The organism is Streptomyces sp. NPDC050287 (genome assembly GCF_044459385.1).
Taxonomy (GTDB): Bacteria; Actinomycetota; Actinomycetes; order Streptomycetales; family Streptomycetaceae; genus Streptomyces.
Genome location: NZ_JBITIY010000010.1, coordinates 1 through 15386 on the forward strand (window position 1 = coordinate 1; position 15386 = coordinate 15386).

General features: G+C 67.0%; 10 protein-coding genes. 1 reads left to right on the forward strand and 9 read right to left on the reverse strand.

Translation table 11 applies throughout. The annotated features are described in order from the left end of the window. Positions 1-91: 91 nt before the first annotated feature. From ACIBK3_RS31310 to ACIBK3_RS31320, 3 genes are all read right to left on the reverse strand, one after another. A complete protein-coding gene (locus ACIBK3_RS31310; RefSeq protein WP_399370779.1) occupies positions 92-559 on the reverse strand; it encodes a hypothetical protein in 468 nt (155 codons plus the stop codon). Positions 560-893: 334 nt separating this feature from the next. Next, positions 894-1355 carry a hypothetical protein gene (locus ACIBK3_RS31315; protein ID WP_399370780.1) on the reverse strand — a complete coding sequence of 154 codons (462 nt, stop codon included), beginning with the start codon at positions 1353-1355 and terminating at the stop codon, positions 894-896. A 503-nt stretch (positions 1356-1858) separates the two neighbouring features. Then, positions 1859-3958, reverse strand: coding sequence for a ricin-type beta-trefoil lectin domain protein (locus ACIBK3_RS31320; protein ID WP_399370781.1), 2100 nt, complete (start codon positions 3956-3958; stop codon positions 1859-1861). 865 nt (positions 3959-4823) lie between these two features. On the opposite strand from ACIBK3_RS31320, the gene ACIBK3_RS31325 reads away from it, so the two are divergent. After that, the gene (locus ACIBK3_RS31325; RefSeq protein ID WP_399370782.1) at positions 4824-5903 is read left to right on the forward strand and encodes a LacI family DNA-binding transcriptional regulator; all 1080 of its coding nucleotides are present in this window, start codon (positions 4824-4826) and stop codon (positions 5901-5903) included. A 137-nt stretch (positions 5904-6040) separates the two neighbouring features. Here the strand turns inward: ACIBK3_RS31325 and ACIBK3_RS31330 are convergent, their stop codons facing one another. The 6 genes from ACIBK3_RS31330 to ACIBK3_RS31355 form a co-directional block, all read right to left on the reverse strand. Then, positions 6041-7150 (reverse strand): alpha/beta fold hydrolase, encoded by a 1110-nt coding sequence (locus ACIBK3_RS31330; protein WP_399370783.1) that lies wholly within the window; start codon positions 7148-7150, stop codon positions 6041-6043. Positions 7151-7280: 130 nt separating this feature from the next. Further along, positions 7281-8228: a chlorinating enzyme gene (locus tag ACIBK3_RS31335; protein WP_399370784.1), complete on the reverse strand. Its 948-nt coding sequence runs from the start codon at positions 8226-8228 to the stop codon at positions 7281-7283. Next, complete coding sequence (locus tag ACIBK3_RS31340) at positions 8225-8509, reverse strand: acyl carrier protein (RefSeq protein ID WP_399370785.1); 285 nt, start codon at positions 8507-8509, stop codon at positions 8225-8227. The genes ACIBK3_RS31335 and ACIBK3_RS31340 overlap by 4 nt, the downstream gene beginning before the upstream one ends. A gap of 27 nt (positions 8510-8536) precedes the next feature. After that, positions 8537-10105, reverse strand: a complete 1569-nt coding sequence (locus tag ACIBK3_RS31345) for an amino acid adenylation domain-containing protein (protein WP_399370786.1) — start codon at positions 10103-10105, stop codon at positions 8537-8539. Positions 10106-10454: 349 nt separating this feature from the next. Next, on the reverse strand, positions 10455-13616 hold the full coding sequence (locus ACIBK3_RS31350; protein ID WP_399371035.1) for an amino acid adenylation domain-containing protein: 3162 nt from the start codon (positions 13614-13616) through the stop codon (positions 10455-10457). Between the two features lie 74 nt (positions 13617-13690). Continuing rightward, on the reverse strand, positions 13691-15379 hold the full coding sequence (locus ACIBK3_RS31355; RefSeq protein WP_399370787.1) for a carbamoyltransferase N-terminal domain-containing protein: 1689 nt from the start codon (positions 15377-15379) through the stop codon (positions 13691-13693). Positions 15380-15386 lie beyond the last annotated feature (7 nt).

Consider the following 15386-nt stretch of genomic DNA (forward strand, 5'->3'; position numbering starts at 1 on the left):
CACCCTGACGGGGCTCTCATCCGCAGCCTGCCGGGGATGGGGGCCATCCTGACGGCAGAGTTCATTGCCCTGGTCGGCGACCACCGCCGCTTCACGGGGGGAACTGAGTGGTCCGGAGACGAGACAGCGGAGCGGGGGCACCGTGGCTGCTGGGGGCGCTGCCGTAGTCGAGGTACCAGGTGGATCCCTCCCGGCCGTGGCCGACCCGAAGTCGGCGCAGCCAGCCCTGCGGTTTGAGGACGGTGTCGTAGACGGCCCGCAGCGTCGTGCGGGAGATGCCCGCTTCCTCGGCGGTCTGCCGTTCGCTGGCGTGGTGCAGGGGGCCGCCCGCGATCTCGGCGAAGGTCAGGTGTGCCCGCAGCACCCGCAGCGCGGTCCGTCCCCGCTCCCCGCGCCAGGGCGTGGTCTCGATGCGGTCCCGCAGCGCGGCGAGAACCTCGTACGCGCCGTGCCGGGAGCTCAGCGCCTTGGTGGTGCTGACCGCTTCCGTTGGCCCAGACCCGGCGGATGTAGTCCAGAGCGCGTGTCTGCCCGGAGCGCAGGGCGATGTTCCTCGCATGCCGTCCGCCTTCGTGCTCGGGGTGCAGCAGGAGGCGCGTCAGCTGGTCGACCGTGCCGCCGGCCCGGGCCACGTGGCAGGCGATGGCCGCGGTGATCCGGTGCCCGTGCTCAGCCGCCCCCTGGCGGTCCGCACGCAGGACCATGCTCCGGCCGTCGGAGGCAAGCCGGCTGTAACTGCCGGCGGCGTAGCGGCCGGTGAGGTCGCCGAGCAGAATGAGATCGGTTGCGGCCGACGGCAGTTGGGCGTGGCCGAGAATGCCGCGGAATTCGGTGGAGCGGTACCTGCACTGACCTGTGCCGCCGTTTCCCGTCGTGGAGGAAGGTCGCGAACCTCACGCCGCGCTCCCCTCCGCCTCGGCCGGCCGCGTGCCGCTGGGCCCGAAGCCGACGAAGACGGCGGCGATCACAGCGGCGGCCGCACAGGCAACGGCGGTGAGGATCAGGCCGTTGTGGTAGCCGCGGGCCAGGGCGTCCGTGGTGTACGGGGCGAGCTTGGCGCTGAGCGGACCGAGGTCGGCGCTGTGCAGGGCGAGCGGGCCGCCCTCGTGCAGGACGGCGGAGGCGATGCCGTGCTCCTTGGGGGTCAGGCCTGCGCCGGGGAGGCTGCCGGTGAGCCGGCTCGTGGCCATGCCGAGGGCGACGGCGCCGACGATCGCCGGGCCGAGGGTCTGACCGAGGTCGCGGACCAGGCTGGTGGTGGCGCCCGCCATGCCGGTCAGGGTGGGCGGTACGACGTTGACGGCAGCGGCGGTGAGGGCGGCGACGACCAGACCGAAGCCGACACCGTTGAGCACGAGGCCCGAGCAGGGGGATCATGCCGCTTTCTTTGATCGGCACCGCCCGCAGCCACAGTTGGGCGACGGCCAGCGAGACGAACCCGGTCACGGGCATGGGGCCCGGGCCCACGCGGTGCAGCAGCCGGACCAGCAGCGGCCAGATGAGCGGCGCCTCGGCGTCATCCAGCACCAGAGCCCCTTCCAGGCCGCGGTGCCCTTCCTGGTCATCCAGGGCGTCACCCCGCTCATCTGCGGCCTGCCACATGGCCGCGACGGGCTCGCGCATGGCGGTGACACGCGTTCCGTGGGCCGTGGCGAGCTGAACCGCCAGGGTGCCGACCGCTTCGGGAGCCTTCGAGAGATGCGAGAAGCTGATCGACGACCCCGAGCACGGGGTGCCGATCTGGAAACATCAGGAGGGCGCGCAGCTGCCGTCTCTCTCACCGAGCAGCAAATGAATCGGCGGACGGACCGGAGAATCCGGTCCGTCCGCCGATCGGGAACGACGGCGTCGTCAACTCTCAGTTGAGAGTCCACTTCTGGTTGGTCCCGCCGTTGCACGTCCACAGGTCGAGCTTGGTCCCGTTGGCGGTGCCGTTGTTGACGGCGTCGAGGCAGAGGCCGGACAGGTTGTTGGTGATGGTGCCGTTGGAGTTGACGGTCCACTTCTGGTTGGTACCGCCGGTGCAGTCCCAGATGATGACCTTCGTACCGTTGGCGGTGCCGCTGTTGTAGGCGTCGAGGCACTTGTTGCTGTAGACCACGAGCTCGCCGCGCGATGTGGACGTGAAGGTCTGGTTGTGTCCGCCGATGCAGTCCCAGAGGGCGAGCTGGGTGCCGTTGACGATGGTGTTCTTGGCGAGGTCGAGGCAGCGGTTGGAGCCGACCCCGATGATCTCATTGCCGTTGGTGCCCGCGATGTCCTGAAGGAGGACGGCGTCGAGGTTGGGCGCCCAGCCGGTGCTGTTGGAGAACTTCAGGGTGTTGGTGGAGCCCTTGGCCATGCCGACCAGCACGGAAACGGTGCCGGGGGTGGTCCAGGAGCCGGTCGGCGGGAATGACACCACCGTGGGCTGCTGGCCGTTGACCTGGAGCGTCGCCTTACGGGCGGTGCTGTCACCGTTGACGTAGCCGATGGTGGCGAGCTTCACGCCGGAGGCTGAGGCGTTGACGTTGTTGAACGTCAGGGTGTTGGCGGAACTGTTGCCGATCCAGCCGACCAGCGAGCCGTTGGAGCAGGAGGCGCAGGTGGCGTTGGCTGCGGTACCGGCAAGGGTGTTGGAGGAGGACTCCGCCTCGTAGGTGGTGCCGGCGGCCTCGGTACCGGAGACGGTGAGCAGCACCGCTTCGCCGGCCGGGACGCTGGTGGTGTAGCTCGTGGCGAAGCTGCCCGCGTTCGTCGCCGTCCATACGTTGCGCACGGAGGCGGAGGCCCCGGTCAGGCCCAGATCGGCCCAGCGGGCGGTGATGGACGCGGCGGCGGAGGTGCGGTTGAGCAGCAGCACGGCCCGCTTGCCGGTGCCCGACAGGACCTTGCTGTAGACCTGCAGACCCTTGGTGTCCTCGGCGACCTTGACGCCCTGGAGACCACGGGCGTCCTGGTCGATGGCGACGACCTCGGAGTTGGTGAGGATGTCGCGGGTCGTGGTGCTCATGGTGGTGAGGTTGTTGCCGGCTATCAGTGGGGCGCCGGAGATCGACCACAGGCTCATGTGCGTGCGGTTCTGCGCGGCGGTGAAGCCGTTCATGCCGACCATCAGCATGTCCGGGTCGTTGTAGTACCCGGTGTGCTGGGATGAGGGGTGCAGTGTCTTGTCGAAGTTGGCCAGCATGTTGGCCGAGGAGGGGCTGCTGCCCCAGAAGATGATGTCGGTGCTGGTGCGCCACATCGGGGCCGTGCCCGCGCCCCAGTTCCAAGGGTTGCCGGTGCCCCACTCGCAGAACGACAGGACCAGCTTGTGGCCGGTGACCGCGGCCGCGGCGTCGTTGGCGGCGCTGATCGCCTTGTACGTGGTCTCCTGGTCGAGGCCCTCCTTGTCGCCGCCGCACCAGTCGATCTTGACGAAGTCGTAGCCCCACTCCTGGAACGTCTGCATGTCCTGCTGGTAGTGGCCCTCACTGCCGGTGTTGGGCGCCGCGGGCTTGGTCGTGGGGAAGTAGTAGCCGCAACCCTGCTTGCCCGCGTCGGTGTAGATGCCCGCCTTCAGGCCCTTGCTGTGGATGTAGTCGGCCATGGCCTTCATGCCACCGGGAAACAGGCTCTCGTCGGTGACGATCTTGCCGTTGCTGTCACGGGCGCCCTGCCACCAACCGTCGTCGATATTGACGTATTCGTAGCCGGCGGCGGCCATGCCGGACGAGACGAGCGCGTCGGCCTGGGCCTTGATGGTGTTGTAGTCGATGCTGCTGGCGAAGCTGTTCCAGGAGGCCCAGCCCATCGGTGCCGACGGAACCGTGACCTGGTGGGTGGTTACCGCGACAGGCTCGGTCCCGCCGAGGGCGGCCGACGGTGTCCGGCCACCGCCCAGGGCCACGAGCCCGGCGAGAGCCAGGCTGAGGATCAACGCCTGGACGAGGGCAGGTCTTCTCCAGTGGGTCACGGAGGATCTCCTGAATGACATGGAATCAACTCTTTCTCAATGCGAATGAACGACATCCGAAGCGGATGTACGAGCAGCACCTGTTTCAGGTCCGGTCAAGAGGTTGAACAGTTGGGTGTGTGAAGTTCGCCCGCTCAGGGTCGACGAGCGCCCGACCGCCGTACGGGCGGTGGATGCCGCCGCAGCGCACGCGCCTGGCCGGCTCCTCGCGTTCAGTTGTTCGGCCGTCGGGCTGGACGGAACGGGCACAGGTATTGGTCGGTGAGCCCGGGGAGCCCGCTACGGGCAGAAATGTTACCGTTCACATTTTTTGGCTCCGCGGGACTCGGCGACAGACGGTCTGGCAGCGGAAGGGGCGGGAAGCCTTGTACCGCGGTCAAGCGGGAGTCCGAGTTCGTCAGGCGGACCCCTGCGTGCTTCCGGCGTCGGACGTTAACGCGCCGGTGGCGCAGGGGTAGTGTGAACGGTAACATTTGGCTCTCGCAATACTCCGCGTGGAACTTTCTCCTGGCCTCCCGTCGGGCGAGGGCGGTCGGCAAGCTTCCAGGGCCCGCCGACGGTGGCCTCGAGCCCGTGGGTAACGGTCTCGACAGTGCGCCGAACGGCGGGAGCAAGCGCCCGCGGAGACATGGGGGCTGGTCAGGTGGCTTGGCTCGGAGCGGACGAAGAAGGGGAGTGGACCTCAGCACTTCCTCCGAGGGCACCGAGGGCACCACGATCGGATACCCGCTGATCACCTTCCCGCCCACGCACAGGTGAAGGTGCTCTCCTCCTTCGCCCCTGTCCGGTTCGGCTGGCAGACCTCGGAGGAAGCCGCCGAGAACGAGAACACCTGGTCCAACGACACGGTCACCGCCCCCAGTTCCCACGAGGAGCCGCACCCACCATGCAGGAAGCGACCCCCGCCCCCCGCTCCGGCGAGGGACCACAGGCTCCTAGGACCGTGAGCATCCGGGACATCGCCAAGGAGGCGGGCGTCTCCCACCAGACCGTCTCCCGGGTCGTCAACGGCCACCCCCGGGTCAAGGAGTCGACCCGGGCCCGGGTCCTGGACGTCATCGCCGAGATGGGCTATACGCCCAACCGGATGGCCCGGGCACTGGCCGGCGGTTTGGTGCGCTCGGTGACCGTGCTGACCTCCGACACCTCCTTGTACGGCGCCGCGGCGACCCTGAGGGGCATCGAGGAGGCGGCGAGGGCGGCCGACTTCACGGTCCAGATCAGCGTGCTCGACACCGGCTCGGCCCAGAAGCCCGCGGATGTCGCGGCCCGGGTCAGCAGGCCGGGGGAGGCGGTGCTGGTGATCGCCTTCGACGCACCGGGCGTACGGGCATGGCAGGCACTGCCCGCCGGGTTCCCGGCAGCGGCAGCGGTGGAACGGCCCGAGGACGGCCGCCCCGGCGACCGGCCCCAGCTCTGGCTGGACGACCGGGCGGCCGCCGCCCAGGCCACCCGCTATCTCCTCGGCCTCGGCCACGAGACCGTGCACTACCTGGCGATCCCGTCCTCCACCACCCGCGTCGGCCAGCGCGCCGAGGGGTGGCGCGACGCCCTGCGGGCGGCCGGCAAGCCCCTCCCGGAACCGATCTACGCCGGCTGGAGCCCTCGCTCCGGCTACCTCGTCGCCCGCTCACTGCTGGCCGACGCGTCGGTCACGGCCGTGCTCTGCGGCAACGACGACCTGGCACTCGGCGTACTCCGCGCGGCCAGGGAGGCGGGCCGTGAGGTGCCGGGCGACCTGAGCGTGGTGGGCTTCGACGACGCCCCCCATTCCGCCTACGCACACCCCGCCCTGACCACCGTCCGCCTCGACTTCGAAGGTCTCGGCCGGGGCTGCTTCGGCCTGCTCCACCGGCTCCTCGAGCCCGAAAACGCCCCGGCCCTGCCCCTCTGGACCGAGCCGGAGCTGATCGTGCGGGAGAGCAGTGGCCCGGCCCCGTCACACCGGGATCGGCCCAAGGGCTGAAGTCTTCGACCGACCACGAGGACGCCGTGTGCGGCGCCCTCGCCGACCGTCAGGGGGACGAGTCTGCGCTCGGGGGCTCACGACGGCACTGCCCGGCTCGATGCCGTCCGTGCCCGCAGACGCCGCGGCGTGCCAGGTCAGTCAGCCGTGGTGCCGTGCTGTGTCATGAAATCCGCAGCCACCCGGAGCAGGGTTTCCTCTCCGTTGAAGAGCGAGATGTGGTTGCCGTGGGCCTCCACCCGCAGGTGCCCGTTCGGCAACTCCGCGGCGACCCGTTCCGAGCCGGCCGGATGCGCGACGTCATCGTCCTGACTGGTGACCACCAGCGTGGGCTGCTTCACCCTGGGGAGGTACTGTCCGACGTCGGTACTGGTGATCCCTGTGTTCAGCCGACAGTACCGGTAGAGGAGTTCCGGGCTCGCGTACGGGTACAGCACGAGGTGGGCCACGTCGGCGAGTGTGCTGGTGAGCATCGCCTGGCAGAACGCGGCGTGCACAACCTGAGCGGCGGCGCGGTTGCGGGCGGCAGTGGTCATCAGGTCCACCAGCCCCTCCTGATGCCGTGTTGCGAGGTGTCCGTCAGCGAACCCGTAGGCGCCGTACCAGAGGCTGAGTGAGGGAATGCGCTCCGGCCGGTCAGCTGCGGCGGCCAGAGCGATCACCGCACCGCCGCAGTGGCCGACCAGGTGTGCGCCGGTGACGCCGTAATGGTCCATCACAGTGAACAGATCGGCGACCTGCGCGGCGATGTCGGCAGCGTAGTCGCCGGTTTGTCCGGCCGCTCCGAACAGCCCCCGGCTCTCCCAGGTCAACACACGGCGGTCATGTGCTAGAAAGCGCACCCAGGACTCCGCCAGCAATGCCGGCATACCGCAGGCCAACACGAGCACAACCGTTTCGTCGGACTGCCCTGCCGAGTAGACGTTCAACGGCACGCCGTCGCAGGAAGCGATGGTCTCCTTGTGGGCGAACACATCGAAGCTGTCCGCCACTGTCTCCTCGACGACCCCTTCCGTCTCGCCGAACCTGTCCGCCGACACCAAGGCAGCGCAGTCCGCCCATTCCGCGAGCGCCAACCGCTGGCTGATCACGCGCTCGAACACCTGGAGGTCGTGGAATGCCTCTTCCCGGGACAATGTCAGTCCTGCGACTCCGGCTCGCCGGGCGATCCGGTCCAGCATTCCCCGCAGCGCCTGCCACTGCTCGTCCGACAGGTCGACGGGGGAAACGGTGGTGTCGCTGCCCACGGGAACAACCCGGACCGGTGCGGCCAGGGCATCGGCGAGCGGCCTGACGGACAGCACTGACGCTGCAAGCCGAGAGACTGCCGTCCTTGTGTGATGTCCCAGCATTCGAGGCCTCCTCAAGCGAGTGAGATCAGCGGACGCGGAACTTGTGGCCCCTTGTGGTCTCGGTCACCTTCCGGTTGTGGGTGTAGGCGTCGACGCCGGCGACAAGAACCGCCCCGTACTCACTCAGGCTCACCCGCCCGCCGTACTCGTCGATACCGTCGGTGTCCGGATAGATCGCCACAGACGTCGGCACGTACCGGCCCGCGAAGCCCAGACGCATCTCCTTGTCCATCGCGGTGTGCGGCTTCGACGCATGCATGAGGGTGGACCAGAACAGGATCGCCTCACCCGGTTTCATGATCATCGAGACGGCCCGGTCCTCATCGGGCTTCCAGTCGGGATCCTTCTGCAACTCCCGGTAGTCGTAGCCGTAGAAGCCGCGCGAGACGCCATCCTTCCGCTGCCTGTTGATGTTGTCGGGCTGGTAGTGCATCGCCTTGGCTTCGTCGTAGTGCATCGTTCGGTGAGTTCCCGGGATGAACTGCAGACAGCCCGTGTCCTCGGCGGCCTCGGTGAACGCCGTCCACACGGTGATCGTCCCGCCGAACTCCTTCTGCGACTCCGGCCAGAGGATCTGTGGCTTTCCGGAAGCGAAGGCGAATGTGTCGGCCTGGTGCCAATCTGTTCCCTCGTCACCCGCGTACTTCGGGAAGAACTCCGAGCGCCAGCACAGGACGTTGGGCCCGAGCACGGAGGTCACCCGGTCGACGATCTCTGGCCGGCATATGTGGTCGGCCAGGAAGGTGGAGTCGAGATGACGGTCGTAGTTGGCGATGTTGGTGTTCCCCGCCTGCGCGTCGCCTTCCGCGTAGACGGCGTTGCTGCGGTCCATCAGCTGGAGCCGCTCACGCCGCCACAACCGCTTCATCTCTTCGACCTCGTAGACCTTGAAAGGCCCCATATAGCCGAGTTCGTGGAAACGTGCGACCTCTTCCGGTGTGGGTGTGAAACTCTGCTGCACCGCGTTCGTCATCGTTCATCCTTTCCCTTGAGGAGTCCGCCGTTCGTCTGCGCGCGCACCTGTTTGGCCAGCGAATCGATACTCGCTTCCTCCAACGCCGCTGCGTCGATGGTGATGTCGTACATCTCGTTCGCCTGTGCCACGATCCGGATGAAGGCCATGGATGTGGCGCCCTGATCGAACAGATCGACAGCCGGGTCGATGTCCTCCCGCTCCAACACCTTTCGCACGACTTTGCTGATCGACCGGTGAATGTCTGCGGCGGATTTGCGTGCGCCGGACAGGGTGTTCACGATACAGACTCCTTCCATACAGCGTAATTACTTGCCAAGCGCATCTCGATTCACCTTTCCCTGTGGTGTCATAGGAATTTTCGAGACGACCTCGTAGAAGGACGGCCTAAGATGCCGTGGCAACGTCGACCGCGCATGTCTCTCCGCCGCAGCGACAAGCCGGGAGCTGTTCCCGCCACTTGCGGCCGACGGGTCGGCGGGCACCAGGTAAGCGGCCAGTCGGACGTCACCGCCCCCGAAGTCGCGCGAGGTGACGACCACTCCCGCGATGTCCGGCAGACGCGAAAGACATTCCTCGACCTCTCCGGGCTCGATCCGGTACCCGCGGATCTTCAGCTGGTGGTCCATCCGCCCGAGGTAGATCAGCTCGCCACCGGGCGACCGCATGGCCCGGTCCCCGGATCGGTAGAGCCGCGACTCGCCGATTCCCGGCAACGCGGAAACAAACCGCTGCGCGGTCAGATCCGGTCGATGCAGGTAGCCTCGAGCCAGCCCGGCCCCAGCGATGTAAATCTCACCGGGCACACCGTCCGGCACCCGCTTCCCGTCGCTGTCCAGCACATGCACTCGCAGATCGGGTAGGGGCACCCCGATGGGGCTCACGCCCCCCGTGCGCAGATCCGCCGCCGTGATCCGTCGGTAGGTGCAGTGCACGGTGGTCTCGGTAATTCCGTACATGTTGACGAGGACTGGAAGCCGATCGCCGTTCCGGTTCATCCACGGTGCCAATACCCGAGGATCCAGCCGCTCCCCGCCGAAAATCACCAGCCGCAGGGCCATGCCGGACGTTCCGCTGTCGCTGCTCCCGTCGGCGAACATGACCGTGAGCAGTTGGTGAAAGGCAGAGGGCGTCTGGTTGAGGACGGTCACCTTTTCGGAGCGCAGCAGGGACAACAGCAGCGCCGGCGAGCGAGGCACCATCTCGGGCAGCAACACAAGCCGTCCGCCGTGCAACAGCGCACCCCATATCTCCCAGACCGAGAAATCGAAGCTGATGGAATGGAACAGCGACCAGGTGTCCCGATGATCGAAGTGAAACCATGGCTGAACCTGCTTGAAAAGCCGGACCACATTCCGATGTTCTATCATCACCCCTTTGGGTGACCCGGTGGAACCGGAGGTGTAGATGACGTAGGCGAGATCGTTCTCGGTCGCCCCGACCGGGGGCGCACCGCCTTCCAGCGTTACGGTGCCGGGCACGTCGACCTCGTCGCCATCGATCCACACAATCTGCGGGTGACGCCCTTTCACCGCATCGGCAGCGTCCGCTGCTGCCACCACGATCGGCGCCGCGCAGTCGGTCAGCAAGTACTCGATGCGCTGGGCCGGGTAACTGGGATCTATCGGCACATAGGCGCCACCGGCCTTCAGGATACCGAGCATTCCGACGATCGCTTCGGGACTTCGGCGTGCGCATAGTCCGACCAATACGTTCGGGCGTACCCCAAGCTCGATGAGTTGTGCGGCCAACCGGTCGCTTCGAGCGTCGAGCTCCTGGTAGGAAATGCTCTCGTGTGGCGTCGAGAGCGCGATCCGTTCTGGGGCCGCACGAGCACGTTCCTTGAAGATACTGTGCAGGCAGATACCCGGCAACATGCGGATTTCATTCCCGTCAGATGGAGATTTTCGTCGTCCTGCAGAATGATCAGGGTGATTACCGGCTGAGCGATCGGAAAATTTCCAGGCAGTGGCATCGTATCGACTTAGCGACCTGAAAGAAAGGCAAGCGTTGCACAGAGCCCAGTCGGCGATCCGCGCAGCCCTGCACGGAAGTTCGGTGCGTCGGCCAGCCCATTCCAGTCGTGAGCGACTTCCCGGAGGCAAAGGCCCTGGGGCGAGTTGTGAAAGTCCCTCCCCCAGCCTCCGCCCTGGGGACCCCCAGAGGAGTTCGCGCTGGGCAGCCCACTGGGCACACCGGTTTTCGCCATGGCCGGGGTGGTGCCCGTCACCGCTGCTGCCGCGATTCGGTCTGCTCCAGGAACTGAGTGGCTACCGCGTCCGCGGCATCGGCCCCGCCCAGGTGTTCCTCGATGCGTCCCAGCAGACGTCGTGGCGAACGGTCATCGAAGAGGCTACCGAGTCCCACCGGTACACCGAAGGCGCTCCGCACTCGGCCGATCAGCCGCAAGGCCAGCATCGAGTGGCCGCCCATCTGGAAGAAGTCCCCGTCGAAGTCGACGACCGACCGGTCCAGTGCTTCACCCCACATCCCCGCGATGAGGACCGCCGCCGGTCGACCGGGGATCGAGGCCGCCCGCGCCACCGGCTGCCGAGGGGCGGGAAGGGCCTTGCGGTCGACCTTGCGGTTGACGGTGAGTGGCATGTGGGGGAGCACCGTGAAAGACCACGGAACCATGTATTCGGGCAGCGTGGTGTTCAGCAACTCGCGCAGCCTCTCCTGGAAGGAGACCTCGTCGCGTGGAGGGTCGACCGGTACGACGTAGGCCGCGAGCCGTCGGTCTGTTTCCTGGCCGTGCACCACCACAGCTGTCTCCCGAACCAGTCCTGTGGCTTGGAGGGCTGTCTCCACTTCGCCCAGTTCGATCCTGTAGCCGCGTATCTTGACCTGGTTGTCCATCCGTCCGATCAAGTGCAGCGTGCCGTCCGGGTCCTGGTACGCGCGGTCCCCGGTGTCGTACATGCGCGCGCCGGGAACGCCGGCGAACGGATCGGGAACGAACTTCTCCGCCGTCGTGCCGGGGCGGTTGACGTAGCCGCGTGCCAAGCAGATGCCGCCGATATGCAGGAAGCCGGTCGCCCCGATCGGGACAGGCCGTTTCATGTCGTCGAGGAGGTAGATGCTGGTGTTGGTTATGGGCCGTCCGATGGGTGGCCATTCCGGCATCAGTTGCGAGGGACCCTCCATGACATGGCTGGTGACCACGTGGCATTCGGAGGGGCCGTACTGGTTTTCCAGCCGGCAGTCGGGGGCAGCGGCCAGCAGTCGGCGTAGCTCCGGTGTCACATGGAGCGGCTCGCTGCCTGGGATGAGTTCGCGGAGTGACGGCACGACGCTGTCGTCTGCGGCGGCACTGGCCGCGATCTGTGTCAGTGCCGCCGCAGGCAGGTACCAACGCTGTACCGCCTCTCGGGCGGCGACCTGCGGCAGTCGCTCGAAATCGCGCCGGTCGGCATCGGTGACCAGGACCAGAGTGCCGCCCGCGCTCCAAGTTCCGAAGATCTCCTGGAACGACACGTCGAAGCTCAGCGAGGCGTAGGCGAAGGTCCTGCCTGCGTGGTGCGTAGGTGACTGGTGCAGTTGCCAGTTGATCAGGTTCGCCACGGCGCGATGGGACATCGCGATGCCCTTCGGCCGACCGGTGGATCCTGACGTGTAGGTGATGTAGGCGAGGCTGTCGAGGTGTGTCCGGTCAGGCAGAGGCCCCTGCCCGTAGGGCCACGGACCATCGAGCAGGAGGCGCGGCACGGGGCAGTCGGCGAGTCGCTCGTCGAACGCGGCTTCGGTGAGCATGATGACGGCCCCCGAGTCCTCGAGGGCGTAGGCAAGGCGCGCGTCCGGATTGGCGGGGTCCAGGGCGACGAAGGCAGCCCCCGCGCGAAGCACCGCGAGTACGCTCACGAGGAGCTCGGGCGAACGGCGTTGGAACAGAGCCACGACGGTCTCCGGTCCCGCTCCTCGGTCCACCAGAGCCCGGGCCAGGTCCTCGCTGCGGGCAAGCAGGTCGGCATACGTGAGGCGATGGCCGGCGTGTTCGAGCGCCGGCGATTCAGGTGCCTTGACAGCCCGGTCGACGACCATGACGTGAACGGGGCGGTCCGGCAGCGGGCCTGCCGTGTTGTTCCATTCCTTGAGCACGAGATCGAGTTCTCGGGGACTGGCGAGACCGATGTCAGCAAGTGGCCCGTCGACGCCGGCCGTCATGGCTTCGAGCAGGTTCTCCACCCGGTCCAGCAGGGACGCGGCGGCGCCGGCGGAAAACATCCCGTCGTCGTACAGGGCTTGCAGACGGACGCCCTCAGGCCGACGCAGCACCATGAAGGTGATCGGGTATCCGGTGTCTTCGATCACCTGACGTACCGTCAGGGCATTGCCGTCTCCGAGGTCGAACCTCAGCGTGTCCCCGGGGTAGTTCTCAAACACCAGAATGCTTTCGAAGAGCGCGGTGCCGGCAGGGACAGCAGTCCATCGCTGAAGTGTGCTGAGCCCGACATGCTGATGCGGCTCCATGTCGAGATGGCTGCGCTGGATCCCCCGGAGCCAGTCACGCAGGGTCGCCCCTTCGTCGACGGCGATGCGCTGAGGCAGGGTGTTGATCATCGGCCCCACGATGCCTTCGACTCCGTGCAGGTCCGCGGGCCGACCGGACACGGTGACCCCGAACACTACGTCGCGCTCGCCCGACAGCCTGCTCAACGTGAGCGCCCACGCTGCCTCGTACCAGGTGGCCTGCGTGACCCTGGCCGTACGAGCGGCTGCGGCTGTCCGCGTGCTGAGGCCGGCCCGCAGATCCCTGGTCACGACCGCTCCCGAAGTCCCGCACACGTCGGTGGGGGACAGGCTCGACCTGATCCGCAGCGGCGGCGGCGCCGAGAAACCCGCTAGCCGGCGTTGCCAGAAGTCCTTCGCCGAGGCGGCGCCGGGCAGGGTCCGCATCCACTCCACGAAGCTGCTGAAAGGCCTGGCCTCGGGCAGGTCGGGCACTCCGCCGGTCACCCGGGCGCGATACGCTGCCGCGACGTCTCGCAGCACGATGGGCATCGACCAGCCGTCGATGATCAGATGGTGAAGACTCCATACGAGAGTGGTGGTGCCATCGCCTCGCAGCCACGTCAGCCGCATCAATGGAGCCTTGCCCAGGTCGAACCCCTCTGACCGGTCCGCCGCGAGAAAGCGCTCCTCGTCCTGTCCCGTCAAGGCATCGCCGAGATGGCGAATCCGTACGGGTACGGCGGCTTCGGCAGCGACCGTCTGCAGGGGCTCGGCGAGGCCCTCCCAGGCGAAGCGTGTGCGCAGCACAGGGTGGTGCCGCAGTACGTCGTCCCAGGCCGCCTTCATGGCCTCTACGTCAACGAAACCATGGACGTCGAAGACGAATTGCTCGACATATGGTCCCGGCCGGTCGGCTCGCACGCTGTGGTACAGCATCCCGCTCTGCAGCGGTGTCAGCTCGTATGAGTCCGGGCCGAACGGTGCACGGAGGCCCGCTGAGGATTCGGTGGTCACTGGTCGACCGTCCTCTCCGCCATCGCCCTCTGCCCGTCCCCGGTGCGCGTCCACAGACGGCCACCGTTCCAGACGTAGCGGGTCCTCCCCCAACGCAGCGCCGAAGCGACATCCGGGAAGAAGCCCCGCCCCGAGTTGTTGGCGCTGGTGTTGCACAGCACGGGGATTCCGCTGAGCCGCGCGTACTCCTCCAGCACCTCTGCGACCACCGGATTCTGGTGGTGGTTCACCGTCTGCAGCCGGGCGGAGCCGTCGAGGTGCATGACGGCCGGGACTCGCGACTGCCAAGTGTCGCGGACCTGGTGTTCGAACAGCATGTAGGGATCCGGCACGCCAGGGTCGAAGACCTCGGGTGCCCGGTGTTCAAGGCAGATGGGCGAGACCGGGCGGTAGTACTCCCTGCCTTTGAGCTTGTTGAGGAGGTCTTTCATTTCCGGCCGGTTCGGCGCTGCCAGAATGCTGCGGTTGCCGAGTGCCCGAGGCCCCAGCTCCGCACGGCCGTGAAGAATGAGAACCGGTTCGCCGGTTTCGTGGAGCAGCCGTGCGAGCCCGAAGACGTCCAGCGGGCCGTTCGTCCAGCCGTCGACGTCCTCCCCGACGATCATCTCCGGTCCGCTGTAGACGGACCAGTCCAGCGTCGGAGTGCCGGTGAGCCGGGACATCTCCGCGCAGGCCACGCCGAGAGCCGAGCCCGAGTCGTTGGGAAACGGCGGTACCCAGACCTTCTCGAAGAGCCCGCCGGCCCGGATCCGGGAGTTCCACTTGATGTTCAGCGCGCAACCGCCGCTCAGAACAAGGTTCATGGGGAGGTCCGGGCACCTCTGTCGAAGGAGGGCCAGCCCCTGCACCAGACGGCCACCCACCCAGTGCTGGAAACTCGCCATCGCGTCGGCGGGCTCGACCTCGCGTTCCGCGGTGCGCCGGAGGAACTCCTCCGAGAACATCCCGGCGAACTCGAGCGACAGGGTGAGGTGCTGGTCGTAAATGTCGTCCATCACGTCGCACAGGTCGCTTCGCACCTCGCCGAGCGCGGTGTAGGCCATCACCTTCCCCGGCACCGTGAGCTGGCGGTAGGCGGATCGACCATCATCGCCCAGGTCCTCCGGACGAAATGGGGGAAAGTGCATGGCGAACGTCGGATAGACATTGCCGATGAGCCCGAATATAGGCCCCAAGTTTTCGACGACGGGCTGTTGCCCAGCACGTATGCGGTAACACCGTGGGAGCACCCCGCCGTCCCAGACCAGGACAAGAGCGGGCTGTCCTGATGCCGCGAAGGGACTTGCGCAGTAGGCAGAGAAGACGTGCCCGGTCGCGTGGTTGTAGCTCCTGTAGCTGGTCTTCTTCCACGGGAGTCCCTGGAAAACGCGGGGAAGGGTGGTGTCGTCCTCGAGTCGCTCCTCGCGGTACGGGGCCACCGCGAGGAGTATCTCCTTGCTCCGGTAGCGTGTGGTCACCTGAGGCCGTTCTTCGCCGTGTCCCCAACCGTCCACGACGAAGGCGTCGACGTCATCAGTACCGACGCCGACGTCCTTGAGGACCGACTCGACCACCGTCAGATCGCCGAGTTCCGAATAACGGTACCCGTTGTCGAGCTTTTCGGTCTCCACGCTCGTGATCAGACGATTCCCGTCGATGAGTGCCACGGCTCCGTCATGCGTAAGTTTCAGACCACAGATCAGCATGGCACCT